The organism is Wolbachia endosymbiont of Muscidifurax uniraptor, assembly GCF_054149795.1.
The window spans coordinates 418,485-443,685 of record NZ_CP083727.1 but is presented as its reverse complement, the minus strand read 5'-3'; the positions used below and the strand labels follow the sequence as shown (position 1 = coordinate 443,685).

At 34.5% G+C, this 25,201-nt stretch carries 27 protein-coding genes, 1 tRNA gene and 1 pseudogene; 12 read left to right on the top strand and 17 right to left on the bottom strand.

What is annotated here, in order from left to right; all coding sequences use genetic code 11:
• Window positions 1–375: 375 nt before the first annotated feature.
• The 3 genes from LA754_RS02325 to LA754_RS02315 are packed head-to-tail and all read right to left on the bottom strand — an operon-like array spanning window position 376 to window position 2,382.
• On the bottom strand, window positions 376–1,017 hold the full coding sequence (locus LA754_RS02325; RefSeq protein ID WP_077188144.1) for an amino acid ABC transporter ATP-binding protein: 642 nt from the start codon (window positions 1,015–1,017) through the stop codon (window positions 376–378).
• Window positions 1,001–1,648 (bottom strand): amino acid ABC transporter permease, encoded by a 648-nt coding sequence (locus LA754_RS02320; protein WP_077188143.1) that lies wholly within the window; start codon window positions 1,646–1,648, stop codon window positions 1,001–1,003. The genes LA754_RS02325 and LA754_RS02320 overlap by 17 nt, the downstream gene beginning before the upstream one ends.
• The gene (locus LA754_RS02315; protein ID WP_077188142.1) at window positions 1,648–2,382 is read right to left on the bottom strand and encodes a substrate-binding periplasmic protein; all 735 of its coding nucleotides are present in this window, start codon (window positions 2,380–2,382) and stop codon (window positions 1,648–1,650) included. The genes LA754_RS02320 and LA754_RS02315 overlap by 1 nt, the downstream gene beginning before the upstream one ends.
• A 125-nt stretch (window positions 2,383–2,507) precedes the next feature.
• On the opposite strand from LA754_RS02315, the gene LA754_RS02310 reads away from it, so the two are divergent.
• A complete protein-coding gene (locus tag LA754_RS02310; RefSeq protein ID WP_064125001.1) occupies window positions 2,508–2,963 on the top strand; it encodes an arginine repressor in 456 nt (151 codons plus the stop codon).
• Between the two features lie 53 nt (window positions 2,964–3,016).
• Here LA754_RS02310 and tatC read toward each other — a convergent pair whose 3' ends face one another.
• Together tatC and LA754_RS02300 are read right to left on the bottom strand one after the other, a co-directional pair.
• Window positions 3,017–3,778 carry a twin-arginine translocase subunit TatC gene (gene tatC, locus LA754_RS02305; protein WP_006279807.1) on the bottom strand — a complete coding sequence of 254 codons (762 nt, stop codon included), beginning with the start codon at window positions 3,776–3,778 and terminating at the stop codon, window positions 3,017–3,019.
• A complete protein-coding gene (locus tag LA754_RS02300) occupies window positions 3,775–4,872 on the bottom strand; it encodes a type I glyceraldehyde-3-phosphate dehydrogenase (protein WP_077188141.1) in 1,098 nt (365 codons plus the stop codon). The genes tatC and LA754_RS02300 overlap by 4 nt, the downstream gene beginning before the upstream one ends.
• 563 nt (window positions 4,873–5,435) lie before the next feature.
• Here LA754_RS02300 and LA754_RS02295 point away from each other — a divergent pair.
• Window positions 5,436–5,606: a hypothetical protein gene (locus LA754_RS02295; RefSeq protein ID WP_414517213.1), complete on the top strand. Its 171-nt coding sequence runs from the start codon at window positions 5,436–5,438 to the stop codon at window positions 5,604–5,606.
• 142 nt (window positions 5,607–5,748) lie between these two features.
• Here the strand turns inward: LA754_RS02295 and LA754_RS02290 are convergent, their stop codons facing one another.
• Entirely contained in the window at window positions 5,749–5,880 is a 132-nt protein-coding gene (locus tag LA754_RS02290) for a hypothetical protein (protein ID WP_353285592.1), read from the bottom strand.
• A 256-nt stretch (window positions 5,881–6,136) separates the two neighbouring features.
• Between LA754_RS02290 and LA754_RS02285 the strand changes: the two genes are divergently transcribed.
• Window positions 6,137–6,921, top strand: a protein-coding gene (locus LA754_RS02285) for an IS5 family transposase (protein ID WP_238513981.1) whose coding sequence is annotated in 2 segments (ribosomal slippage) — window positions 6,137–6,458 and window positions 6,458–6,921 — 786 coding nt in all. Because the reading frame shifts where the segments join, the coding sequence is not laid out codon by codon here.
• A gap of 553 nt (window positions 6,922–7,474) precedes the next feature.
• Here LA754_RS02285 and radC read toward each other — a convergent pair.
• From radC to LA754_RS02265, 4 genes are all read right to left on the bottom strand, one after another.
• On the bottom strand, window positions 7,475–8,149 hold the full coding sequence (gene radC / locus LA754_RS02280; RefSeq protein ID WP_010962534.1) for a RadC family protein: 675 nt from the start codon (window positions 8,147–8,149) through the stop codon (window positions 7,475–7,477).
• Window positions 8,124–8,354, bottom strand: a complete 231-nt coding sequence (locus tag LA754_RS02275) for a hypothetical protein (protein ID WP_077190228.1) — start codon at window positions 8,352–8,354, stop codon at window positions 8,124–8,126. Before LA754_RS02275 ends, radC begins: the two co-directional genes overlap by 26 nt.
• Before the next feature lie 142 nt (window positions 8,355–8,496).
• Window positions 8,497–9,093, bottom strand: coding sequence for an RDD family protein (locus tag LA754_RS02270; RefSeq protein WP_015589093.1), 597 nt, complete (start codon window positions 9,091–9,093; stop codon window positions 8,497–8,499).
• A gap of 24 nt (window positions 9,094–9,117) precedes the next feature.
• Window positions 9,118–9,200: transfer RNA gene (locus tag LA754_RS02265), tRNA-Leu, on the bottom strand.
• 114 nt (window positions 9,201–9,314) lie between these two features.
• On the opposite strand from LA754_RS02265, the gene LA754_RS02260 reads away from it, so the two are divergent.
• Entirely contained in the window at window positions 9,315–10,766 is a 1,452-nt protein-coding gene (locus LA754_RS02260; protein ID WP_006279932.1) for a replicative DNA helicase, read from the top strand.
• 113 nt (window positions 10,767–10,879) lie between these two features.
• Window positions 10,880–11,944, top strand: a complete 1,065-nt coding sequence (locus tag LA754_RS02255; protein ID WP_186811190.1) for a hypothetical protein — start codon at window positions 10,880–10,882, stop codon at window positions 11,942–11,944.
• A 48-nt stretch (window positions 11,945–11,992) separates the two neighbouring features.
• On the opposite strand, the gene tnpA (LA754_RS02250) is transcribed toward LA754_RS02255, so the two are convergent.
• Window positions 11,993–12,430 (bottom strand): IS200/IS605 family transposase, encoded by a 438-nt coding sequence (gene tnpA, locus LA754_RS02250; protein ID WP_006279552.1) that lies wholly within the window; start codon window positions 12,428–12,430, stop codon window positions 11,993–11,995.
• Between the two features lie 205 nt (window positions 12,431–12,635).
• Here tnpA (LA754_RS02250) and LA754_RS02245 point away from each other — a divergent pair, with 205 nt between their 5' ends.
• Complete coding sequence (locus LA754_RS02245; protein ID WP_174930899.1) at window positions 12,636–12,881, top strand: hypothetical protein; 246 nt, start codon at window positions 12,636–12,638, stop codon at window positions 12,879–12,881.
• Here LA754_RS02245 and metG read toward each other — a convergent pair.
• A complete protein-coding gene (gene metG, locus LA754_RS02240; protein ID WP_006279930.1) occupies window positions 12,878–14,503 on the bottom strand; it encodes a methionine--tRNA ligase in 1,626 nt (541 codons plus the stop codon). The genes LA754_RS02245 and metG overlap by 4 nt on opposite strands.
• A gap of 67 nt (window positions 14,504–14,570) precedes the next feature.
• Here metG and LA754_RS02235 point away from each other — a divergent pair, with 67 nt between their 5' ends.
• Window positions 14,571–15,083 carry a TrbC/VirB2 family protein gene (locus tag LA754_RS02235; protein ID WP_236717777.1) on the top strand — a complete coding sequence of 171 codons (513 nt, stop codon included), beginning with the start codon at window positions 14,571–14,573 and terminating at the stop codon, window positions 15,081–15,083.
• Window positions 15,084–15,094: 11 nt separating this feature from the next.
• Here LA754_RS02235 and ubiG read toward each other — a convergent pair whose 3' ends face one another.
• A complete protein-coding gene (gene ubiG, locus LA754_RS02230) occupies window positions 15,095–16,270 on the bottom strand; it encodes a bifunctional 2-polyprenyl-6-hydroxyphenol methylase/3-demethylubiquinol 3-O-methyltransferase UbiG (RefSeq protein ID WP_077188583.1) in 1,176 nt (391 codons plus the stop codon).
• Window positions 16,271–16,845: 575 nt separating this feature from the next.
• Here ubiG and LA754_RS02225 point away from each other — a divergent pair.
• The 5 genes from LA754_RS02225 to LA754_RS02205 all read left to right on the top strand — a co-directional run bounded on the left by LA754_RS02225 (window position 16,846) and on the right by LA754_RS02205 (window position 22,459).
• Window positions 16,846–17,019 (top strand): hypothetical protein, encoded by a 174-nt coding sequence (locus LA754_RS02225; RefSeq protein ID WP_457923679.1) that lies wholly within the window; start codon window positions 16,846–16,848, stop codon window positions 17,017–17,019.
• A 487-nt stretch (window positions 17,020–17,506) separates the two neighbouring features.
• A complete protein-coding gene (gene dnaG / locus LA754_RS02220) occupies window positions 17,507–19,255 on the top strand; it encodes a DNA primase (RefSeq protein WP_457923678.1) in 1,749 nt (582 codons plus the stop codon).
• Window positions 19,256–19,528: 273 nt separating this feature from the next.
• On the top strand, window positions 19,529–19,966 hold the full coding sequence (gene tnpA, locus LA754_RS02215) for an IS200/IS605 family transposase (protein WP_006279602.1): 438 nt from the start codon (window positions 19,529–19,531) through the stop codon (window positions 19,964–19,966).
• 118 nt (window positions 19,967–20,084) lie between these two features.
• Window positions 20,085–21,167: a Fic family protein gene (locus tag LA754_RS02210; RefSeq protein WP_006279432.1), complete on the top strand. Its 1,083-nt coding sequence runs from the start codon at window positions 20,085–20,087 to the stop codon at window positions 21,165–21,167.
• 209 nt (window positions 21,168–21,376) lie between these two features.
• Window positions 21,377–22,459: an efflux RND transporter periplasmic adaptor subunit gene (locus LA754_RS02205; protein ID WP_236514883.1), complete on the top strand. Its 1,083-nt coding sequence runs from the start codon at window positions 21,377–21,379 to the stop codon at window positions 22,457–22,459.
• Between the two features lie 57 nt (window positions 22,460–22,516).
• On the opposite strand, the pseudogene LA754_RS02200 reads toward LA754_RS02205, so the two are convergent.
• The 4 genes and pseudogenes from LA754_RS02200 to LA754_RS02185 form a co-directional block, all read right to left on the bottom strand.
• Window positions 22,517–23,609 (bottom strand): annotated as a pseudogene (locus tag LA754_RS02200) (IS3 family transposase).
• 79 nt (window positions 23,610–23,688) lie between these two features.
• Window positions 23,689–24,003 carry an FtsB family cell division protein gene (locus tag LA754_RS02195; RefSeq protein ID WP_006279630.1) on the bottom strand — a complete coding sequence of 105 codons (315 nt, stop codon included), beginning with the start codon at window positions 24,001–24,003 and terminating at the stop codon, window positions 23,689–23,691.
• A 49-nt stretch (window positions 24,004–24,052) separates the two neighbouring features.
• Complete coding sequence (ykgO, locus tag LA754_RS02190) at window positions 24,053–24,181, bottom strand: type B 50S ribosomal protein L36 (RefSeq protein ID WP_006279631.1); 129 nt, start codon at window positions 24,179–24,181, stop codon at window positions 24,053–24,055.
• A 49-nt stretch (window positions 24,182–24,230) separates the two neighbouring features.
• On the bottom strand, window positions 24,231–25,061 hold the full coding sequence (locus LA754_RS02185; protein ID WP_006279632.1) for a pyruvate, water dikinase regulatory protein: 831 nt from the start codon (window positions 25,059–25,061) through the stop codon (window positions 24,231–24,233).
• Window positions 25,062–25,201 lie beyond the last annotated feature (140 nt).

Sequence of the window (25,201 nt, the reverse complement as noted above, 5' to 3'; positions counted from 1 at the left end):
TCATCTTTATAGCTGATCAAAGCAACACGTCATACCGCGATTCATTCCATAACTGTACGAACATTGTGATTTTGGCCCATCAGGAGGGTGTCACCCCAGTGCTTGACACATATAGCTAAACTGACTTAGATTTACCGACAGTTTGAAAAACAAAAATTCGTCATTCCGCTACTTGTTAGCGGAATCTATGCTGAGATATCGTGGCGGTATGACGTAGGAAAACCTTTCTTGGGTTAGCTATAGTTTGCTATATTATGTGATTTTATTTTTAGCGTTGCTTCTTATATTATGTAATTTATTTTCCATAATATACATTATGTAATTTTCGATGCTAAGATCTGTTATAGCTCTCAGTATGATATGAGTGATTCTCTTTTAATAATTATTTTTTAAATAGTTTGTTGGTTCATCAATTTCTTTAGGATTGATATCTACAATTATTTTTCCGTTTTTTAACAGAATAATCCGATCTGATATTTTTGTTAAAAAATCCAAATTGTGAGAAGCGATAATCATAGTAATACCCATATCTCTAACTGATTGTAGTAGTTCCACAACGTCGACTATTGTTGCTACATCTAAACCAGACGTTGGCTCATCGCATAATAGAATCCTTGGATTCATCATTAAGCTTCTGGCAAGCGCAACCCGCTGTTTTTGCCCACCGGATAGATTACTAGGGTAATCATTTTTTTTAGAGGCAATACCCAAAGACTCAAGTAGTGAATCACTTTGATCCTGAGTTTTGTTTTTAAGTTTGGGAGCATATGTAAGATTTTCCCAGACAGTCATATGTGGGAAAAGTTGAAAATCCTGAAATACAAAACCAGTACTATCATTGCATTCAATGCTACCAGAATCTAAAACTTCGAGTTTTTGTATACAACGTAACAATGTTGATTTACCACTACCAGAAGGACCAGCAAGACCAACTATAGATTGTTCTATAATCAGGTTAATATTATTAAGTACTGGAATATTATTAAATAATTTACAAACATTATGCATTTTTATCATATATACCTTTCTGTTCAATCTTTTTGCCTATATATTCAATTAGTAATACAAGAGCGTAATAATAAGCCCCAGCAAGACAAAGTGGTATAAAATAAGTAAATTGTTCTGCTGCAAGCATTTGCGCAGAGCGCATAATATCAACACCACCAATAGTAGAGATTAATGCCGTTTCTTTAAGGAGTGCAATGATCTCATTTATCATTGCAGGAAGAATATTTTTAATAACTTGTGGTAATATAATATCTCTCCACATATAGAAACTAGGTATTTGTAAAGTTTTAGCTGCTTCAAACTGGTTTTTTGATATAGTTTCAATACCAGCTCGTAAAATCTCAGCAATATAAGCACAGCTATTTAGACCAAATGCTATAATGCCAGCACTAAATATGTTTAATTTAGTTCCTGCAATGGTTGGAGTCATAAAATAAACAACACTTAACTGTAATATAAGGGGGGTGCCACGTATTACAGATATAATTCCATTAATTAATGGAATACAGATCTTATTATATCTGAGTACTGAAAATAACCCTCCTAGACTCATACCTAAAAGCAGTCCTCCAATCAATAATTTTAAAGTAAAGGCAAGGCCTGTTCCAACAAACAAGAAATTAGAAATTAATTCTTGCATCAGTTATCTCCTAGCCATTTTTCTGCTATCTTTTGTATTACACCTTTACTTTCTAAACTTTTTAACGCCTCGTTTATTTTATCCTTTAAATCAGATCCTTTATTCACAGCAATAGAATAACCATTATCTGACTTAGCGATGGCTGACCATGATAGACCAGGATTTTTTTTGCTAAATACTTTACCTTGGAATTCATCAATTAGGACGCTATCAACATGACCAGACTTTAATGTTTCTACAGCTTGATTATTATTGTCTATAGCAATAATTTGAGCTGTTGTAGGAACATGCTCTTTTAGCCAAATTTCCATGACAGTTCCTAGTTGAACGGCTATCTTCTTGTGAGTTAAGTTGTTTATACCGGCTATGGGTTTATTTTTGTGATATAGAATACCAAATTCCCCTGTATAATAACTATTTGAAAAATCAAAATTTTTTTCACGCTCTTCTGTGCTACCAATAGTAGATATAGCAGCATCTACAGAATTACTTTGCAATGCTGCAAATATAGTACTAAACTGCATATCTTTAAATATCGCTTCTTTACCTAACTCTTTTGCTACTAATTGAGCAAGCTCAATGTCAAAGCCAGTAAATTTACCATTTTCATAATATTCAAAAGGTGGATAATCTGCAGAAATTGCAAATCTAATGATATTATCGTGTTTATCTTCCTTGCATCCTGTTAATAGAATACTTATCGCTATAATAGCATTTAAAATGTATTTTTTCATATTACTAATTTATATTCATATTTTATTCATCTTGTGAATATAGACATTAAAAATTGAATAGTCAAGAAATAATGAATATAATTTCAAATATACTTATTACATATTCAATATGAGGAAAATGCATAATGCATGACAACACACTAGGTGAACATATTTTAAATATTATTCAAAATCATGAAATTTTAGAACAGAGCGATTTACAGACCTTACTCAAAAAAAGAGGGTATAACATTTCTCAGGCTACTTTATCAAGAAAATTGAAAGAACTTAAAATTGCCAAAGTTGCTGGTATGTATAAAGTAATTGACATCAACCAATATCGATTACCATTAATACTTAATATGCAAATTTCGGATTTTGGTTTAATAGTACTACACACTCAACCAGGACAAGCTAGCAGTCTGGCTTACTTTCTAGATCAGAAATATGTTATTTATTCATTAAATAATAGCAAAAACATAGGAATTATAGGAACTATAGCAGGTGATGATACAGTATTACTGATCATCAAAAGTAAGGCTGAACTTAACAAAGTATTACAATCAATTTATGAAACATTTCCATATTTAAGTCCTGAATAAGAATGTTGTAAGTTAAAAATGTGATATAAAGGAGATAAGAGGGATTTCTTTGTTTAAATCTTTGTCTTCTTTTTTTCAATATACCTACATATCAGAATGGACAATTCATATAGAATCAGCATAGGTATTGCAAGCCCTACTTGGCTTAATACATCAGGTGGAGTTAAGATTGCAGCAATAATAAAAATTACCACTATTGCGATTCTACGTTTATTTGACAAACTTTGTGCAGTCAGTAGCCCAACTCTCACCATTAATGTGAGTATGACTGGAATTTGAAATGCAGTGCCAAATGCAAACATAAATTGGAGAACGAGGTCTAAATATTCGCTAACTGATGGCATAAACTCTATCGGTATATCGAAGGATTTACCACTGTGTTCGAAGTTGATAAAAAACTTCCAGGCTAAAGGAAATATATAGTAATAGACTACAGTAGCTCCCGTTACAAATAAAACCGGTGTTGCAATTAAGTATGGCAACAACACTGCCCTTTCACTTTTATATAACCCAGGTGCTAAGAACATATAGAATTGCCATGCAAACACAGGAAAAGAGAGCAAAAGTGCACTCATCATTGCAACTCTAAGATACACAAAAAATGCCTCTGTTAAGTCTGTGTAAATTAAAGAAAAACCTTCGCTACCTTTTGTTGCTTCTATTAAAGGTGCGAGTAAAAAACGGTATATATTTTCCTTAAAGTAATAACAAAAACCAAAAGCAACGCAAAAAAATAGAAAGCAAAAGATAACTCTTTTTCTGAGTTCCGCAAAGTGCTCATAAAATGAGGCGTATTTGTTTGAGTTCCAGTTCATACTTTACTATAGCTCAATAATACTATGTCTAACATTCTCAGCGAAAAAGCCCACTCATTGTCATACCACGCTGCAACCCTGCATATATCACCTGTAACATATGTACCAGTTAAATCCACAATTGCACTATAAGGGTTATGCACAAAATCTATTGAGACTAAAGGTTCCTCGCATATAGAAAGTACATTTGACATTGGATAACCCTCTGTCATCCTAGTACCCTCTGATGTCATCCGAGTAGCTGACACTGGGATCCAGAAATTAGATTCCAGCGTCACGCGCTGGAATGACGTAGAGGAGAGAGCTGCATCCTTAAATATTTCATTGATTTCTTCAACGGTCGCTTTCTTATCAGTCGTAAATTTAAAATCAACCATAGAAACATTGCTAACTGGAACTCTGACGGAAGTGCCATCTAGTTTTCCTTTTAATTCATGGATGACAGAACCAATTGTTTTTGCTGCCCCGGTTGTAGTTGGCACCATAGATAATCCGCAAGCCCTTGCTCTACGCAAATCTTTATGATTACCATCAAGAACATTTTGATCATTCGTGTAGGCATGTATAGTAGTCATAAAACCGCTTTTTATGCCTAAACTAGAATGTAGGACTTTCACAATCGGAGCAAGGCAATTTGTAGTGCAAGAACCTGCTGATATCACTTTATGCTCTTTTTCGAGCATATCGTTATTCACACCATAAACTATAGTGACATCAGCATCTGGAACTGGAGCAGAGACAATTACTTTCTCTGCATTGTGCCTTATTGCTTCTTCACGTTTGTTGAATGCACCAGTACATTCAAGTATTACATCAACATTCCAAGGAATATTTTCAGGGCTCCGTTCTCTATACAAAGAAAACTTTCTGCCATTTATGGATAGCCAATTTTGAGACTCATTAAAATCAATATCACCACTGAATTTGCCATGAACAGAATCATATTTAATCAAATGTGCATGCTGCTTTGCACTGAGCGATCCATTGATAGCTACAACTTCTATTTGTTTGCTATATTCTTCTATTTCGAAAATAGCACGCAATACGCCTCTGCCTATTCTACCCAGACCATTAATTCCTACACGAATCGTCATCTCTTCATTCAAAAAATTTAATTATAGAGGATATCACTTGATATTTCATTTTATTCTTTTGCTTTTCTATCGGTATGAACATTATAGCAAGGAGACAGGGCTAAAAACTTGCTTGACAAACTCCGCCAGCCCCCTTATCATAAAGTTGAAGCTATTTATTTATCTTCGCAATCTGCAGATTAAAACGACAAAGGGAACTTTGTATTTGGCGTAAGTCATGCTTAATTTTTTGCACTATGTGCACCTCATGTCTTTATAAAACTCTTGGTTTCTACCTATACAAGCCGAAACGCGCTTATAAAGCGTTTAAGACATCAAAAGACGTCAAATAGAACAAGGGAGAATTTGAATACTAGCTACCCTAGGTTTTCTTTGCCTTTTTTTCTGCTTAGTAAATTTTTTAATGTTTATAGCTAAAAGTTAGTTGCAGTTTAAATGCAGCTGAGTCGCGGTTACTAAGTGTAAAAAACATAAAAAAACGCCAATACTGAAAATAGACAATGACTAGGGTTTCTTTTGCCTTTTTTTCGTTTGGTAAGTTTCTTAATATTCATGGCTAAAGATTGCACGAATGTTGCAATTACAAAAGCGTTTCTACTAGGAGGGTGTCATCCCAGTGCTTGACACTGGGATGGCTTTGTTGCATCGCTACTTATGAAAGGCTAACTATAGTTAGGATTATAAGTAACCTATTGAAAATCTTGTTTTTTTGCAATCAATCTGATCAAATTTAAGAATAGTAATTTGTTATTTATATTAATAAATTTAATTCTATTGAAAATAGCTAAAGCATTGAAATTCTTGAATTTTAGCCGGATTGGTAAATGGTAGTGAAATTTCTTTTACTCAAATTTAGGTATTCATTGACCGTTCTTGTTATAAATACCAGAATAATAAGCTACTGATATTCCCTATCTTTTTTATCTTTAATCCATCATAGCTAGCGATGCAACAAAGCCCACTGGGATCCAGGAATTTTATTAAGTTGGTAAGCATAAAAGTAGCCATTTTACGTTACAATACAATGTTTTGATGATTATGGAAAGGCTGGATCCCAGTGTCACGCACTGGGATGACAAAAAAGAGGCTACTCGGATGACAAGAAAGGAGCACTGCTATTATAGAGTGAAATGAGATCCCAGATATTTGTATGGTTAGAGGTTGTCCGGAAACAAGTAAAAGGCTATAATATCTGAAATTTTAGTACGGGGTAAAGATGAGAAAAAAGTATCCAACAGATCTAAGCGAAAGGGAATAGGCAAGAATAGAAAAACACTTCAGAGTATCATACAAGAAAGGAGGAAGGCCGCCAAAGTATAGCAAAAGAGAAATATTAGAAGCAATTTTCTATGTATTGCGTACAGGGTGTCAATGGCGGTATTTACCAAATGATTTTCCGCTATGGAAGACTGTGTATGAGCAGTTCAGGCAATGGAAGAAGCAGGGAATTTTTGAGAAAATGAATTATGAAATTACAAAATATAGTAGAAGAAAAATAGGAAGGAATGAGCAGCCAAGTGCCTGTATAGTAGATAGTCAATCTGTAAAGACTACAGAAAAGGGGGGATCAAAGGCTATGATGGAAGTAAAAAAGTAAAGGGTAGAAAAAGGCATATAATTACAGACACTCAGGGTTTTATACTAGGTTGTTACGTAGGCGCTGCTAACGAAAATGATAGAGATGGTATTAAAATAGCATTAAACAATATGAGAACAAAATATACTAAAGTTAAAAAAATGTGGGCTGACATGGGATACCAAGGAAGAAATTTAAAGAATCACATAAAGGAAGAATATGACATAGATATTGAAATTGTTACAAGGCCTCCATGTAGATTTTGGGTGCACAAAGATACGCCACCTGAGCTACTACCAACAAGAGAACAAGGGTTTAAAGTACAGCCAAGAAGATGGGTTGTAGAAAGGACTTTTGCTTGGGTTAATAGGAATAGAAGGCTATCGAAGGAGTATGATTTACTCACAACATCCACTGAGAATTTCATATACCTAGCTATGAGTAGGGTTATGTTAAAGAGGGAATATGCTTGAATTTACTTGTTTCCGGACAACCTCTTAGTATGGGTTTTGCGTTATAGAATGAAGCACTTTTGGTGAATTTGTAAAGAAAACTGGATTCCAGTGGGCTTTGTTGCATCGCTAGCTATGATGGATTAAAGATAAAAAAGGTGGAGAATATCAGTAGCTTATTATTCTGGTATTTATAACAAGAACGGTCAATGAATACCTAAATTTGAGTAAAAGAAATTTCACTACCATTTACCAATCCGGCTAAAATTCAAGAATTTCAATGCTTTAGCTATTTTCAATAGAATTAAATTTATTAATATAAATAACAAATTACTATTCTTAAATTTGATCAGATTGATTGCAAAAAAACAAGATTTTCAATAGGTTGCTTATAATCCTAACTATAGTTAGCCTTTCATAAGTAGCGATGCAACAAAGCCATTCCAGTGTCAAGCACTGGAATGACAAGTTCTCGGCAACCCCTACGTCATCCCGTCACGGTATCTCTTAGCCGCTAACACGTAGCGGAATGACGATTGTCGGTAAATCTAAGTTACTGTAGCTATAAAGGCTTTCACAACAACCTATTTTCCTTGAAACTAAAATAGCTACTGAATGTAATAATAATGTGGTCTATTAATTCTATTCCTATACTTTGGCAAGCTTCTGCTAGTTGTCTAGTGAGAGATATATCGCTATTTGAAGGTTGTGTATCTCCGCTTGGATGATTGTGAGATATTACAATGGATGTTGAACCAATCAAAAGTGCGCGCTTGATGATCTCTCTGACATAAAGAGGAGTTTGATCTACTGTACCAATATTTTGCAGGTCTTCCGCTATTAGACGATACTTTTTATTCATATAGATGACACGAAAATTTTCCTTATTGAGGCTTCCTATACTTATTCTTAAATAATCAAGCAATTTTTCCCAGTTATCGATTACAGGCAGGTTTTTTATTTCTTCTCTTGCAGAACGAACAAAGGCTTGTTTTACACAAAAGATGGCAGATATCGCTGCATTGCTGACATCATCAACGTTTTGCAGCGCTTCCAGGTCAGCATTAAAAACTTTATTTAAGCTGCCAAAACTTTCTATCAAACTCTTTGCCACCGGTTTTACATCAATTCTACTATATGCTGAATATAAAATGTGCTCTAAAACTTCATAATCAAGTAATGATTGTCCATTATCTAAAATAATTTTCTCTCTTAGGCGCTTTCTATGCCCCTTTTTGTAATTTTTCATCATCAATGAATTGCTTATCTCTTGTATAATAAGAAATTAGATTTTTAAGTAAAATATTTAATAAAGCGCATGACGCACAACTGTAAGAACATTCATTTTTAAAGACAGCAAATGGTGTCATGAAAGTAGCTGAGACACTGTCCTCCTTTGTCATCCGAGTAGCTGACACTGGTTCCTTTACGACGGCAGTGCCCAGAGGTGTCATCCCAGTGCATGCACATAGTGCAAAAAATTAAAAATAAGACACCAATACGCAATACTGTTGTCGTTTAATCTGCACAGATTGAAGATAAATGAATACCTTCAGTGTCATGATAAAGGGGCTGGCGAAGGGTGTCAAGTAGTTTTTAGCTCTGCCTTCTAAGGCTTTTACTCGTGACAACCACTGTGCCTGCGATCTTATCGTGCCAAGTTTGACAGCGTTTGTTGAAATTTGACCATAAAAAGCCCAAGAACAATGGTGCAACTGACAATATAAAGGAAAAAAATCTCTTTGTTGCTTGTTTTAGGGTCATCTTTTCGAAAGTTTGTGCATCCACAACTCTAAGCCCAAATAATAGCTTTCCAGGTGTAGTAGCAAACTTTACCCACATATATATTACATAGCAAAAGAGCATAATAAACTGGACTATTTGATTTAGGATTAGTAATTTTATAAGTCTACTCTGCGTTGTCTTTTCTTCCGCAGACAGTGGTGCTTGCATTGGGGATTTTGCAGCAATTTGACTTAATATTTTGCTATCCTCTGAGTTCATAAAGAGCTGATTTAAGGCTTGGCTGCAAAACTGCAAGAACAAAACGATAATAATCAAATCAAGCAATACTGATATATAGCGCCTGAGGCCCGTTACATAACATATCCCATTTTCATCTTTCTTTACCTTTTGAATAACATTTATAGAAGAAAAAATAGAAAATAAACGATTAAAAAATTTATGTAACATATATATACTTTCCAATATTTAACGTGCCCCTGGCCGGACTTGAACCAGCATGCTTTTGCAAGCAACAGATTTTGAGTCTGCCGTGTCTACCATTCCACCACAGGGGCATTAAGTTTTAATGCTATAGGCAACACGGAATTAGTCAAATTTTTTTGCCTTTACATCTTTCAAATGAGGACTAAATATTCTACAATAATCAACAGTTACTCTCAAAACTTAAAATGAATGAATTAGCTAGTCTCTTGGGTTCAAGAAGTGTAGACAAGGAAATATGTAAATTACCGCATAACCTAGAAGCTGAACAGATGCTTATTGGTGCAATGATTCGTGATAATAGAATCTGTGATGCGGTTGAAGACACAATCACAGCGGAGAATTTCTATGATCCATTACATCAAAGTATTTTTACGCAAATATCCAAAACCAGGAAACATGGCATAATTGCCAATGAACTGAGCCTCAAAATGTTTTTTGAGAACGACCAAGCGTTTACCGAATGTGGTGGGGTAGAGTACTTAGCAAAGCTTGCAGCGAAGGCAAGTATTGCGCTTGATATCTATAGTTTGACTAGAATAATCCGTGATACTTACTTAAGGAGATGTTTAATTAAGCTCGGGCAAGAAATAGTTGGTGATAGCTACAACTACGATATTGAAAATCCTGCACAGGCGCAAATTGAACAAGCAATGACAAAATTGTTCAATTTGGCAGTAAAAAAACAAGGTGAGAAAACATATATAAAACTTGCAAGTTCAATTAAAGATGTAGTTGAGAAGATCAGCACACTGAAAAATAATCCAGAAGCGCTAGGCGTTACAACCGGACTTCAAGATCTAAATCAGCTTCTTGGTGGTCTACAAAAATCTGATTTATTAATTTTAGCTGCAAGGCCTTCTATGGGAAAAACAGCATTGGCGCTAAACATCGCACTCAATGCTTGTAAGATGTTGCAAAAAAGAGCAGATAAGCAACACTATGTAGCGTTTTTCTCGCTTGAAATGTCAGCAGAGCAATTAACTGCAAGGCTGATCACTATAGATTCAGGGATTAGTTATTATAAGGCATTAACCGGGAGAATTAGTGATTTTGAATTGCATGAATTTATCAATACTAGTACAGAATTATCTGAACTGCCTTTCATCATAGATGACACCCCTGCGCTATCGATTAGTGCCCTTCGCACCAGAATACGCTTGCTGTATCAATTATATAATGTAGAAGTGGTATTCATTGATTATTTGCAGCTAATCAGAGGAACAACAAAAAGGAGTAATGAAAATAGAGTGCAAGAAATCTCGGAAGTGACGCAGGGTTTGAAAGCAATTGCAAAGGAGCTAAATATTCCCATTGTTGCACTATCTCAGCTCTCTCGTTCTGTTGAGCAGAGGGATGATAAAAAACCACAACTTTCTGATTTACGTGATTCAGGGAGCATAGAGCAAGACGCAGATATAGTAATGTTTCTCTATAGAGAAGAGTATTATGAACTAAGAAAACAGCCAAATGAAGGAAACAATAAACATCGGGAATGGCAAGAGAAAATGGAAAAAATTAGAAACATTGCAGAGCTCATTATTGCAAAGCAGAGAAATGGACCAATTGGCAGTGTGAAGCTATATTTTGACTCTAACAGAGGTTCGTTTAAAGATTACACAGAAAGGCATAGTTCATAGCTTGGCAGCAATCTTCTTGTTCCCAAGTTCATTGATTATTTTTTTATGTAAAGATAGCTTGACAATTTCTTAAAAATCCTTTTATAATGGTATTATATTTTATAATACGTGAGATGATGAATAAAAACAATGTACCCTATCTTATAGCTGGTGCTCTGGCTACTGCAACTTTATTAGCATCTGAAGTGTTTGCTGCAGCTCCTTATATTGGTTTCTTAGCTCCAGTTGCAGCATTAAGTGTTGGCTTGCCATTTATTATTGGTTATGCTGTGTTTTCTGTTGTAACTATTGCACTTTCGTATAAAGCAATTAGTGAGAACAAAACAAATTCTGAGTTAAAAAATAAAATGAAAGCTCAAGAGCAAACAATTTCTGGGCAAAAAACTCAACTAGCTAAAAAAGAAGCGGAAGTAAAAGCTAAAGAGGAAGAAAATTCTAAGTTAAAAAATAAAGTAGAAGCTCAAGAGGAAGAAAATTCTAAGTTAAAAGATCAAGTACGCACTCAAAAGCAGAAAAATTCTGAGCAAAAAACTCAACTAGCTGAAAAAAATAAAAAGATAGAAGAAGACAAATTAAAAGTGGCAATTGCTGATGGCACTGTTCAGCTTGCAAAAGGAACAGTTAATAGCGCTGTTTGGTTTGCAAAAGAAGCAGTTAATGGTGTCTTGTATTCTGGCAAATATGCTTACGATAATTATGTGCCATCAACTGAGTCTACAAAAGGAACACTTAGTGGTATTGGAGGTGGCTTGAAAAATACTTATGATGCGTCAATTGCATCTGTAAGAGGAGCACTTAACAGCGTTGGAAGCAGCTTGTACAGTAGGATTTATGGTACTAAGGTTTCTAGTCCGGAAGAGCAGTTTAAGCGTGAAGATGGATCTAAACCTAGCATGCAAGAACTAACTCGTTTGGATTATTTAAATCTTGAGGTTCTTTCCAGTGAGCAAAAGCAACGAGCTAATAGTTTGGATTATTTAAATATTGATAACGTTCCTAAGCAACCTGATCATTTAAATGTTGATGCTGCTAAAAGTGATTTAATGAGTCTTTCTGAGGATCAGGATGTATTTTATGATGCAGAATCTGGTGATGAAAAAGATACTGAGGTTTCTAGCCTGAAAGAGCAGTTGGATGAAAACAATAAAACAAAAATTCACTCAACCACTATCGGCTGAGAGCCGAAAGGTTGGATATAGCGCTGGAAGCGCGATGAGAAGCTAAAGCTACTCCAATCTTATACTAGATATAGAATGAGGCTGATGTGCATCTGTATGTTTATTGATGTACTCATTAATGACTTCATCTGTGATATGTCCGCTGGTAGCACTAAAGTATCCTCTTCCCCAAAAACGCTTTCCCCAGTACATTTTATTTAGCTCTGGAAATTCTTGTTGAACTTTGCGTGAAGACCTGCCTTTGGCTCTTTGAACAAAATCACTCACAGCTATATGAGGAGGTATTACTACGAATAAATGTAAATGATCTGATGATATTACTCCGTTTTCTATCTTAATCCCCATTTCTTCAGATACTTCTGCTATGATTGTTCGTATTCTCTCCTTCATAGCCTTAGTTAATACTCTGTACCGATATTTTGTAATCCAGACTATATGGTACCTATGATAAAATACAGTGTGTTTTCCTTTGTCATATTCCGTCATAACTATACTTTATAAAGTACAGTTATGACATTGACAAACTAAAGTTTCTCCACCTAGAAGGTGGAGGCTTGTACCATCTTATGGAAAGTCAAGAATTTCTGTTGTATATGAGTTAGTAAAAGGGAAATTTATCAGCTTTTGGAGTGGTGTACAAAATAGTTATGTACTAGGTACTAATCTGTTGCATGCTCAACATAAAAACACCTTGGCTAATGTACCACAAGAAGAGGTTATAAATAAAGAAGCTCAAAAGCCAGAAGAGCAAGCAGAGCAAAAGCCAAATCTTCAAAGGGACAACAGCATAAACAATACGAAAGAAGACGGTAAAAATAAAAGAAGTGGAGCCGCAAGAAGAAAAAGAAAACAAGCACGAGTAGAACAACCTATAGTGTATGCAGTTAAAATAAGTAATAAATATGATGTGTTACTACCTGAATGCTTCCTTGGTTAAACATCAACCCTCAAAAAAACCGGCGTAGGTTTAGGCAGCGTAATGCCTGAACTTACGCACGTGTCGTACAAAGATTTTAAATCTCGTTGTTCTTTCGGAATTTGCAGTTGATTTAGTATCATCTCTGCTGACTTTGGAACAATCGGTTGCAATAAAGTGCCAATTATCCTGATATATTCCAGTAACTTGTAAATTACTAAATTCATGCGTTCTCTATCAGTTTTGCTTAATGTCCAGGGTGCACTTTTGTCTATGTAGGCATTTGCTTCAGAAGAGATGTTGATAATTAGAAGTATAATCTGGTTAAATTCATACTTTGATAAATGGTCCATCACTTGACCTAGTATAGCTTTGCAATTTGGCAGACTTTCTTCACCTCTAAGTAAATCTCGATCAATTGTTGGTACAATTCCAGAGCATTGCTTGTGTAAAAATGAAATTGTTCTTTGTACTAAATTGCCTATGTTGTTTGCCAGTTCTGAATTTATCCGGCTGATCATATTTTTCTTACTAAAGTTACCATCCTGGCCAAAACTTGCTTCTCGAAGGAGAAAATAGCGTAGTTGATCAACACCAAACTCTTGAGCGAGGCCAATTGGATCTATGACATTACCAAGGGACTTGGATATTTTTTCTCCCTCGTTTAGCCACCAACCATGAACTGCAATTTGTTTTGGTAGTGGCAAATCTGCTGCAAGGAGAATTGCCGGCCAATATACGGCGTGAAAGCGCAATATGTCTTTACCAATTACATGAACGTTGAAAGAGCTGTCAGCTAGGTTTGCAGCGCGTAACACTGGAATCTGCGTTTTCCCTTGGTTTGGTGTCATTCCAGCGCGTGACGCTGGAATCTGCGTTTTAGATTCTGCCCAAAACCTCTTATATTCCTCACCTTCAGTACTAGGGAAACCTATTGATGTAAGATAATTGGTTAATGCATCTATCCAGACATAGATTACGTGTTTGTCATTACCTGGTACTTTTATTCCCCAGTTAAAACTAGTGCGAGAGATTGAGAGGTCAATGAGCCCTGATCTTACAAACGATATCACTTCATTTCTTCTGCTCTCAGGAAAGATAAAACTTGGCTGATTTTTATAGAGTTCCAGTAATTTGTCTTGCCAGTTTGACAAGCGAAAAAAGTAGCTCTCTTCTTTTATCCACTGAACTTCTGCGCCTGTTGGTGCTTTGCCATCTATCAGCTCTGATTCCTGATAAAATGCTTCATCACGAACTGAATACCAACCCGAATAGGAATCCAAATATATTTGCCCTCTCTCTTCAAGTCTATTCCATAAAGCTATAACTGCTTTTTTGTGACGTTCCTCCGTAGTGCGAATAAAATCGTCATACTCAAAATTCATGAACTTAGCCAATTCTTTAAATGAAACGCTCACTTCATCTGTAAATTCTTTTGGCTGCATTTCCTTTGCTTTAGCTGCTTTTTCTATTTTTTGTCCATGTTCATCTGTACCGGTGGTAAATTTGACATTTTTCCCAGCTAGTTTCATGAACCTTGCCACCACGTCACACAAGAGAGAAGTGTATGCATGACCAATATGTGGCTTATCGTTTACGTAATATACTGGCGTGGTGATGTAAAAGTTCTCGAATTGTTCCATGGTTTAGCATTTTGATAAAAATCAACTGAGTTAATTATAGTATTAAAAAGGCAGTAATAAATAAATATTGATTAGGTTAAGCATAATTTTTGAAAAAAGCGATTTACTGAAATTTTATAAAAATAAGAAACAATCAGGCATGATTATTGAAAGAACAATGGGAAATTTTCTTGTAATTCTATTTATAGTTTTCTATGCATTTGATGCACACGCTGATGGAGCAACAGATGTAATGTGTAATGTAATAGGTTACGTTCATGGAATAGGTGGACCAATGATTACAGTGGTAATAATTGGTTCAAGCTTACTTGCAATATTTGGCAGAATGCCTTGGCCTGCACTTTTCGCACTGGGTATGTTTGTTGCTGTGTTTTTTGGTGCTCCTCAAATTGTAACAAAGGTAACAGAAAAAGAAGTTTGTTGTCTTTTTAAAGGTCAAACCTTGGAGAATGGAAAGTGTGTTGCTGATCCTGGATATGAACGTGTAGGTACAGGTTATGCTTGTCGTTCCGGTTGGGCGCTAACTAATAAAGGCTACTGTATAAAAGCTGGCCAAGATCCTTCAAAGTATTGGAAGTGAAAATGGTGCTTTTATAGAGTTAAATCTAACAAACCGCAGAGTATATAATTAACATCCACGCCTTTAGTTAGATTCCACTCACGCTTTATTACGTTGTACTCCATGCCAGCCATGTTTTGCAGCGTTACATTATTTTCTCTTAAGTGATTTGCAATTTCTGACGGCTTGAGAAATTTATTCCAGTTATGTGTACCTTTTGGCAGCCAATTTAATATGTACTCTGCACCAATTATTGCAAGACAAAAGGATTTAATAGTTCTATTTATTGTGGATATAAAGATTAACCCCTCCGGTTTTAGCAGTTCTATCGCTTTTTTCATGAAAAGCTCTAAATTATCCACATGTTCAACTACTTCCATCAGCAGAACCACGTCGTACTTCTTGTCATTGCTTAGCTCTTCAATGCTGGTGTGTATATATTCTATATTTAACCCTACTTTTTTTGCATGTGAATGCGCTACTTTTATGTTTTCTTCACATACATCTATTCCCACAACGTTAATGCCAACGCGTGCCATTGACTCTGACAAAATGCCACCACCGCATCCAACATCAAGCAATGATAATTCTTTCAAATTGCATTTTTTTAACTCTTTTATTTTCTCAATAATGTAAGATACTCTAACAGGATTCATCATGTGCAATGGTTTGAATTTGCCGTTCTCATCCCACCACTGGCCTGCCATTTTAGCGAATTTTGATATTTCATCTTCGTTATAAGTTTTTGTTTTTTTTTTCTTAGAGGTTATATTGCTGAGTTTATCAAGGCGTTTTTTATGTCTGCTTTCTTTTGAAAATTCTGTTTCGAGGAATTGTTTGACTATGTCTTTTGCTAATCCACTCGCAGTAAACCCTGCACCAAGACACAGTACATTTGCGTTGCCATGCTCGCGAGCTAATTTTGCGATCTCAACACTGTTACATAAAGCAGCGTAGATTCCTTCAAAACGATTTGCTACAGTACTCATGCCCAAACCTGTACCACAAATTAATATCCCATAATTTGCTTTTTTGCTTGTTATATCTTCTACAACTTTAACAGCATAGTTTGGGTAATCTACACACTTTTGCTTAACAGTGCAGCCTTGATCTACTACTCTGTAACCTAGGGCTTCCAGGTAAGGTTTTATTTCTGATTTTAATTCATAACCAGCATGATCTGAGGCAATTGATACTATACCTAACATATAAGAAATAAGGACATTTTATATGGGTTTGAACTTTCTGTCAAGTCATTCAATGCTTCTGACCTTTTGGGAGTTCTAAAGCTATAGCTAAGGTTTTCCTACGTCATACCGCAATTCATTCCACAACTGTACGAACATTGTGATTTGAGAATAATCTCCGCCAGGAAGGGTGTCATCCCAGTGCTTTGGCACTGAGATCCAGAAAACTTAATTTTAAATAAGTACACCAGATAGCTGTATAATAAGAACTGGATTCCAGTGGGCTTTGTTGCATCGCTAGCTATGATGGATTAAAGATAAAAAAGGTGGAGAATATCAGTAGCTTATTATTCTGGTATTTATAACAAGAACGGTCAGTGAATACCTAAATTTGAGTAAAAGAAATTTCACTACCACTCACTAATCCGGCTAAAATTCAAGAATTTCAATGCTTTAGCTATTTTCAATAGAATTAAATTTATTAATATAAATAACAAGTTACTATTCTTAAATTTGATCAGATTGATTGCAAAAAAAACAAGATTTTCAATAAGTTGCTTATAATCCTAATTATAGTTAGCCTTTCATAAGTAGCGATGCAACAAAGCCATTCCAGTGTCAAGCACTGGAATGACACCTTCTGTATAAATATTAAGAAATTTACCAAACGAAAAAAAAGGCAAAAGAAGCCCTGGGGTTGGCTAATTACTTACATTATACTTTCAAGTATGGCGTTTTTTTATTCTAAACACTTAATAACCGCGATTTAGCTGCTTTTAAGCCGCAACTAATCTAAATTATAAACGTTAAGAAATTTACTAAACAGAAAAAAAGGCAAAAGAAACCCTAGGGTAGCTAGTTATTCACTATCCATTTTTTAAGTTGGCGTTTTTTAATGTTTTAAATGCTTTATAAGCGTATTTCAGCTTGTGTAGGTCAAAACCCGGAAATTTGATAAAGACATAAGGTGCACATAGTGCAAAAAATTAAACATGAGACGCCAGATACGTTGAGTTTTTTTGTCATTTAATCTGTACAGAGAAGATAAATAAATAGCTTCAGTTTCATGATAAGGGGGCTGGCGGAGTTTGTCAAGGAAGTTTTTTGTTTCTGTGGGCTACCTGGATGACAGGATTGCTCTTGAATTTGTATAGCTACATTGTCGGTAAATCTAAATTGCTTTAGTTATAGAAATAAATTTCGAGTCAGATGTGTATAAATTCTATATAATTTTTATCCTACTACTAATTCAATAAGATGGATCACATAGATATTATAAAATCAAAATTATTATTATCCGACATAGTAGGTAAAAAAGTCAGATTAATAAAAAGAGGAGATAGTTTTGTTGGGCTCTGTCCATTTCATAACGAAAAAACCCCATCTTTTTCGGTGAGCAATACTAAGGGGTTATATTACTGTTTTGGTTGCTTAGCTAGTGGTGATGCATTTGAATTTATTTCACAAACTGAAGGATTAAGCTTTAAAGAAGCATTGGAAAAATTAGCATCGGTTACAGGTGTTGAACTGCCCAAAAATCTTAGTATTACAAAAGAGAACAATAAACTATTTTTAGCGCTTGATTTAGCTGCAAATTGGTTTGCACAAAAAAATCAAAGTGTTGTAGATTATTTAAAGCAGCGTAAGATTTCACCTAAAATCATAGATAAATTTAAGATAGGTTATGCACCAAGCTCTGGTTTGAAAGAGTATTTAAACTCTTCAGGTATTGAAGACAAAATTTTAATTGATATTGGATTAGTAAACAAAAATTTTCATGATTATTTTTATGACCGGCTGATATTTCCTATACAGAGCATTGCAGGGAGAGTTATTGGTTTTGGCGGACGTGCGCTAAGTTCTGAGCAACAGCCGAAATATTTAAACAGTCCAGAGAGTCAGCTCTTCAAGAAGGGGGAGAATTTATACGGATTAAACTTTGCTTTAAGCGAAATACGTAAAAAACAGCACATATTTGTTGTTGAAGGATATATGGACGTGATAGCACTACATCAAGCGGAAATTAGCAATACAGTTGCTCCGCTTGGTACTGCAATTTCTGCAGAACAGATAAAAAATCTATGGAAATTTGCTAAAGAAATCTCCATCTGTATGGATGGCGATAGTGCTGGACGTCATGCTGCTACTCGAGTTGCAGAACTTGCTCTGCTAATATTAGAGCCTGGATACACGTTAAAGTTTGTGACTTTGCCGAGTAATAAAGATCCATACGATATATGTAACGAACTGGAATACAAGAAAGAAGACGTATTGACTGCTCTTGACCATTCAACAAAACTGCATTCTGAATATTTATGGCATCACATGATCGATAGCAATTTGCAAAATTATGAAAAACTTGCTCCGGAAAAATATTCAATTCTTGAGCACAAGTTCATGGAATATGTAAATACTATTAGCAACAGCAGTATTAGAAGGTATTACAGAGATTATTTTTACAATAAGTCTAGTGAACTAAGAAGTAGCTTCAAAAAACAGATTTTTAATAGTAAAACTGGAGCAACAAAAGGTGAGTATCTTCATAACAAATCTCCAGAGCTAATTGAAGCAGAGCAAAATCAGGCCGTAATTTTGCGTATAGCCGTAGAATTTCCTGAAATCTTGAACCGTCCTATATTTTTTGAGCAATTTTCTCATTTTGAATTTACTAATGAGATGAAAAGATTACAACAGCGTGTAATTGATGTAATAAGTAACAAAAGCAAACTTGATAAAGAGGCTTTGTTACAAGAATTGAAACAGTTTAACGTTATAAAGTATGTATTTGAAAAAACTAGTGTACTAAATAGCCAACTGAACGAGAGAAAATCTGCAGAAATTGTGTGGAATAATATAGTGTTACTAAAAGAGTTAAATGCATTACGAAAAGAAAGAACCGAAGCGAGGCTGAGCGGTAATCTTGACTTAGAGGAAAGGTTGATAGAACAAATAAAGCAAATAGAAAGCAGTATACAAGAAATGCAAATGGAGTTTATTGAAAAGTAGATATCGTCTCGTTAGTCAACAAGAAAATTACAAAATAAGACAATATTTTACATAAGATTGAAATTTTTAACTAATTAAGCCTTCCTCTAACAGCTTTGCCCTGTAGTTTTTGATATGGTTAGGATCACTTAAAAATGTATAATTTTTGTAGTTAGCTCTGCTATGCATATAAAGCTTACTATTGACTTTCCATAAGATGGTACAAGCCTCCACCTTCTAGGTGGAGAAACTTTAGTTTGTCAATGTCATAACTGTACTTTATAAAGTATAGTTATGACGGAATATGACAAAGGAAAACACACTGTATTTTATCATAGGTACCATATAGTCTGGATTACAAAATATCGGTACAGAGTATTAACTAAGGCTATGAAGGAGAGAGTACGAACAATCATAGCAGAAGTATCTGAAGAAATGGGGATTAAGATAGAAAACGGAGTAATATCATCAGATCATTTACATTTATTCGTAGTAATACCTCCTCATATAGCTGTGAGTGATTTTGTTCAAAGAGCCAAAGGCAGGTCTTCACGCAAAGTTCAACAAGAATTTCCAGAGCTAAATAAAATGTACTGGGGAAAGCGTTTTTGGGGAAGAGGATACTTTAGTGCTACCAGCGGACATATCACAGATGAAGTCATTAATGAGTACATCAATAAACATACAGATGCACATCAGCCTCATTCTATATCTAGTATAAGATTGGAGTAGCTTTAGCTTCTCATCGCGCTTCCAGCGCTATATCCAACCTTTCGGCTCTCAGCCGATAGTGGTTGAGTTTTATCACATTATCTCACATTATCTCACATAATATGCATGTGAGAAGAATATGAACTGGAAGAATTTTCGTTTTAGTACACGTCTCAACCTAGAAGGGCCTGTAATTGAGCAAGTGTACGAGTTAATTACTGCAGTTGATAGTGTTAAAAATAGCTGGCAGGTAACGAAAAAACTACTACCACAAACAATTGAAAGATTAACTCATTCAGTTATTGTTACATCTTCTGGCGCTTCTAACCGTATTGAAGGAAATCGTCTAACCGATAAAGAAGTTGAGGATCTATATAAAAACCCACGTGTCAAAAAATTTAAAAATAGAGATGAGCAAGAAATTGCTGGCTACTTAGAAATGCTTAAACTAATATTTCATGATTATACGGATATTCCAATTAGTGAGTCATCAATATTGCACATTAACAACCAGATGCTACTTTATAGTGAAAAAGATTTGTATCATAGAGGAAAATACAAAGCAAGTTCTAATAGAGTTGAGGCAAAAGATCAGAATGGAAAAGTTGTTGGTATAATTTTTGATCCCACACCACCTTACCTTGTTAGAAAGGAAGTACAAGAGCTTATTGATTGGTATCACTGGTCCTTAAATAATAAATTTAAGCATCCTCTTATTATTATTGCTAACTTTGTTTTTGAGTATCTGGCAATACACCCTTTTCAAGATGGGAATGGCAGAACTAGTAGATTGATGACTAATTTAATGCTGTTGCAGCAGGGTTATGATTTTGTATCTATTGTATCACATGAAAAGATAATTGAAACTAACAAACTTGATTACTATTTAGCGCTTAATAAAACACAAAGTAGCTGGAAAAGTGGCAAAGAAGATATTTCCCCATGGTTAATATTTTTTCTTAATGTGCTCAAAACGCAAGCAAATGAGGCGCATTATATTCTTGAGAGGGAGAATACTGAATATTTATTATCAAGAAAACAATTATTCTTCTGGGAGTGGGCACTTAGCCTTGCAGATAAAGAATTTAGTAGAAAAGATGCTATAGAAGCTCTAGGATTTCCTCCAAGAACAGTAGAGGCAATTACAAAGAAACTGCTAGGGATGAAATACTTACAGCGTCTTGGAGAAGGCAAAGCCACTAGATATAAAGTTATTATTTAAAAGTTTTAGTATGTTTTTCGAGATTTTTTTAAATCCAGTTTTATGCACAACTTTATTTGCAATTTTACATTTTTATTCGATTCAAAATTGCATTTTTGCAATAGAAAACTTACTTATTGTAGGAAAATCTTGTGTTTGTTCTCATATAAAATTATTTATGGAGTGACAATGGTGCATGTATTATACTTACATTTCTGATTCGAAAATTTATGCAGTTGTTTCTAACAAAATTAGTTAACAAATTCTATTGTTTAAAGATGAGAAATAAAGTAATCATCATTTCCAGTATTGCTTTTATTCTACTGTTTTTTATCAGCAGTGCATTTTTAAAAAAAGATCAGGCGGTTCATAGTGATAATGCAACTAGTAACTTTTCAGTAAAAACTCAAGAATGTGCGCCGCAAAACCGCACTATATATTTAAATTTTTCTGGTACAGTAAATCCCTTACATAGAGCTAGCCTTGTCTCAAAAATAAGTGGTAAGATTATTGCTATTTATTTACCTGATGGTGAAAAGGTAAAAAGAGATGATGTAGTGTTAAAGATAGAAGATTATGACAGGATTGAGCAAGCTCAGAAAGCCAAAGCTTTATTAAAGCAGCGTGAAATTGAGTATGATTCCTCTCACAAACTGAATAAAAAAGGCTATGGGGCACAAATACAAGTAGAAGCAGCTTTTACTGCGTTACAAAGTGCAAAAGCTGACCTAAAAAGGCTAGAATTGGATTTAGAAAATACTGCAGTCACATCTCCTATAGATGGTTATATTGATAAAATCAATGCAAACGAAGGGGATTTTGTTAATGCTGGGCAAAAAATAGCTGACGTGGTTAATTTCGATCAAATTCTTGTAGTGTTATACGTTTCGGAAAATGAAGTAAATAAAATAGAGCTAGGCAGCACAGCTCAAATTAATTTGCTGGACGGAAAAGAATTGGCAGGTGAAGTAAGTTTTATTAGTAAAATTGCTGAGCCTAAAACTGGGTCTTATAGGGTAGAAGTAAAGGTAACTAATAATAAAATGATATCCTTGCAGGGACTAACTGCCAACGTAAGGCTACCTTCAGGCGAAAGATTTGCATATAAAGTTCCTTCTTCAGCCCTGAGCTTAAGTGACGAAGGTGCTCTTGGAATAAAGATTGTTGATGATAATAATTATGTAGTATTTGCACCAATAGAAATTGTTGATCATGAGAGCGATGGGGTTTGGATAGTAGCAAATAACGAAGGTAAACCCATAAAGTTAATAGTATTGGGCCACCTATTTGTTAAGCCTGGTGATAAGGTTTAAGACACAAGATCCTTTGACCTTACCCAGAAAAAGTGGAGAGAAAGTGTGGAATGTTTTTTACAAAAAGAATGATGCATCAAATTGTTCTGGAATGCAATAGTTAATAGTGACGTTGTTTGTTATAAAAAATTTCTATGTATTCAAATATTGCAGTTCTAGTTTGTTGAGCAGAGTGTTGTGAAGTATCAATAAGTATTTCTCTTTTCAATGAGCTAAAGAAGCTTTCTGCAACAGAATTGTCGTAACAACAGCCTTTATTACTCATCTATATTCTTTACAGTAAGAGATATTGATACCCTTGCGCAGTATATTGTGAACCTTGGTCACTGTGCAGCAGTAGATTTTTAACAGGTTTACGCCTATTAATGGCCATTAATAAAGAGTTCATAACCAATTGTTTATTTGTTGCACTACTCATTAACTACCATACGTGAGAATTATTGCTGCCAAATATAGCCATCCCTCCTTGGTTTTGATGTAAGTAATCCCATACTTTATTTGGTTGATCAACAATAAAGTTTTGATCTAGTATATTGGGAGCTACAGCTCTATTATCTGTTTGTTGTTTTTTAATTTTAAACTTTCTTCTCAGTATAGCCCTGATGTCATTTTTCTGCATAATACTTTGCACCGTTTTCAAATTGCAACTTTTACCCAAAGCCTTCAATTCAGCATGAATTTTAGGAGCTCCATATCTACATTTAGAAACTTGATATATTTTTTGAATAGCTTCGAGTAGCTCTTTATTTGCTGATTCTCTACTGCTTATTTTTCTTGTGGTCCACTTATAGTAGCAACTAGCAGAAAATCCTACATAATTCCTGTACTTTATAGCAGTTACTATGCTCTTTTATAAAAAAATATTTTACTCTTTTTGACTGGCCAGGGCTTTTTTTTAAATGTCTCTTTCTCTTGTTACTTTTGCTAACTCTTTCTGTAAATCAAATCTCTCTTTGTCATAAGGTGCTACATCTGGAAATGCATTTGCCGCTGACTTTTTTTCGTTATATTTCTTCATCCATTTTCCTAATACACTATCCCTTATTCTTAGATCTCTTGCTACTTTTGCAACTGGTTGACCTACCTTTCTTTGTTCATTTGCCAGTTTAACAGCTTCCAATTTGAATTCTGCTGTATATTCTCTTACCATTTCTAATCCTCCAAAATTTTATTTTACCCAAAAAAACTCTTTTCTTTCTCTCCACTTTTTCTGGGTAAGGTCACTACTGCTATTCCACGTCAAGAACAACCATAAGTTCATTAGGGTTCACATAACCTAAAGCATTTTTTGCTTGCTCATCAAGCAGATCTAAATCTAAGCTTTTTTCATATAAGCCAAATACTTTGTTGTCCAACTTTTCCTTTTCAGAAGAGACATCCTTTAGCAAAAGTTCATTGTACTCGATTTCTTTTTTTAAATCGATTAACGTCAATAAGCCACGTTTACCTGTAATTGTGCTAATGCTGAAATATAATGTAAGAGAAGAAATGAGTAAGGTTACGCTTAAACACAGTAATTTTTGCTTCTTTTTAGATATAAGCACCGTACTTTCACATATAAAAAATATATAACATGAAAAGGTGAACAAAAAGCTAAGAACCTTGACGCGCTTTACACCTTGGCTTTACCTTATTTATAATGTAAATCTTACCACCCCTTTTCACAACTTTACAATTTTTATCTCTGTTACGATGAGATTTTAGCGACCCTTTGACTTTCATATCTATAGTAAGAATTAAATTACTTTGCATTATAATCACTTATCAAGAGTTAGTCAATTGATAACATTTTATTAAAATATTGTATAATTGTTGCTGATACTTCTTCGATCGACTTTTGCGTGACATCGATAATTGGCCAGTTATTCTGTTTAAAGAGCTCCTCTGCTTCTTTAATTTCCTTTTCTACTTTCTCAGGGTTAGCATATATATTATTATCTTCGTTGTTAATTGAAGTAAGTCTATTTTTGCGTATTTCTATTAGCCTACTTACGTCTGTTGTTACCCCTATCGTTAGTTTATTTTTTAATTTTGCCAAGTCAACATAAAAGGGTACTCCACTAACAAAAGGAATATTTGCAACTTTATAGCCTCGGTAAGCTAAATACGTACTGGTGGGAGATTTTGATGTACGTGAAACTCCAACCAAAATTATATCTGCTTTATCAATATCTTGAATATTTTGTCCATCATCATGATTAATAGTGTAGTTTATTGCCTCAATGCGCTGAAAATATTCGTTATTTATCTCAGTATGCAAGTCAAGCTTTTCGTCTTTTTCAATTTTAAGATAGGACGAAACTTCTCTAATAATATGTGATAATATTGCTCTATAGGGAATTTTCAACTTTATACAGTTATCTTTTAAATATTTTCTTAGCTCATCATCAGTAATAGTGCATATAACAAAATTATGCTCATCACTTTTCCTATTAATTTCCTCCAGAATTTTGCCAATCTGCTCCTCTTTTTTCACAAAAGACCAAACATATTCGATCGTTTCTATAGAACGAAAGTGTTTCAGAGCTGATTTTGCAACTGATATAACAGTTTCACCACTTGAATCTGATACTAAGTGTAGATTAAGCTTTTTAATGGTCATGTTTTATATAGTGTTATACTAAAAATAATGGCTAGCAATCTGCTACTGAAATTATGCTAATTTGTTGACCTACGTAAATATAGAAAAACTATCCTGTTGATAAAACTCAAACTAATTGGTAAATTCTTAACACAATTATT

Coding starts and splice junctions, on each gene's coding strand:
- LA754_RS02325 (WP_077188144.1), bottom strand. CDS start 1,017: ATGATAAAAATGCATAATGTTTGTAAATTATTTAATAATATTCCAGTA.
- LA754_RS02320 (WP_077188143.1), bottom strand. CDS start 1,648: ATGCAAGAATTAATTTCTAATTTCTTGTTTGTTGGAACAGGCCTTGCC.
- LA754_RS02315 (WP_077188142.1), bottom strand. CDS start 2,382: ATGAAAAAATACATTTTAAATGCTATTATAGCGATAAGTATTCTATTA.
- LA754_RS02310 (WP_064125001.1), top strand. CDS start 2,508: ATGCATGACAACACACTAGGTGAACATATTTTAAATATTATTCAAAAT.
- tatC (WP_006279807.1), bottom strand. CDS start 3,778: ATGAACTGGAACTCAAACAAATACGCCTCATTTTATGAGCACTTTGCG.
- LA754_RS02300 (WP_077188141.1), bottom strand. CDS start 4,872: ATGACGATTCGTGTAGGAATTAATGGTCTGGGTAGAATAGGCAGAGGC.
- LA754_RS02290 (WP_353285592.1), bottom strand. CDS start 5,880: ATGGCTACTTTTATGCTTACCAACTTAATAAAATTCCTGGATCCCAGT.
- radC (WP_010962534.1), bottom strand. CDS start 8,149: ATGAAAAATTACAAAAAGGGGCATAGAAAGCGCCTAAGAGAGAAAATT.
- LA754_RS02275 (WP_077190228.1), bottom strand. CDS start 8,354: ATGACACCTCTGGGCACTGCCGTCGTAAAGGAACCAGTGTCAGCTACT.
- LA754_RS02270 (WP_015589093.1), bottom strand. CDS start 9,093: ATGTTACATAAATTTTTTAATCGTTTATTTTCTATTTTTTCTTCTATA.
- LA754_RS02260 (WP_006279932.1), top strand. CDS start 9,315: ATGAATGAATTAGCTAGTCTCTTGGGTTCAAGAAGTGTAGACAAGGAA.
- LA754_RS02255 (WP_186811190.1), top strand. CDS start 10,880: ATGATGAATAAAAACAATGTACCCTATCTTATAGCTGGTGCTCTGGCT.
- tnpA (WP_006279552.1), bottom strand. CDS start 12,430: ATGACGGAATATGACAAAGGAAAACACACTGTATTTTATCATAGGTAC.
- metG (WP_006279930.1), bottom strand. CDS start 14,503: ATGGAACAATTCGAGAACTTTTACATCACCACGCCAGTATATTACGTA.
- ubiG (WP_077188583.1), bottom strand. CDS start 16,270: ATGTTAGGTATAGTATCAATTGCCTCAGATCATGCTGGTTATGAATTA.
- LA754_RS02225 (WP_457923679.1), top strand. CDS start 16,846: ATGCAACAAAGCCATTCCAGTGTCAAGCACTGGAATGACACCTTCTGT.
- dnaG (WP_457923678.1), top strand. CDS start 17,507: ATGGATCACATAGATATTATAAAATCAAAATTATTATTATCCGACATA.
- tnpA (WP_006279602.1), top strand. CDS start 19,529: ATGACGGAATATGACAAAGGAAAACACACTGTATTTTATCATAGGTAC.
- LA754_RS02210 (WP_006279432.1), top strand. CDS start 20,085: ATGAACTGGAAGAATTTTCGTTTTAGTACACGTCTCAACCTAGAAGGG.
- LA754_RS02205 (WP_236514883.1), top strand. CDS start 21,377: ATGCAGTTGTTTCTAACAAAATTAGTTAACAAATTCTATTGTTTAAAG.
- ykgO (WP_006279631.1), bottom strand. CDS start 24,181: ATGAAAGTCAAAGGGTCGCTAAAATCTCATCGTAACAGAGATAAAAAT.
- LA754_RS02185 (WP_006279632.1), bottom strand. CDS start 25,061: ATGACCATTAAAAAGCTTAATCTACACTTAGTATCAGATTCAAGTGGT.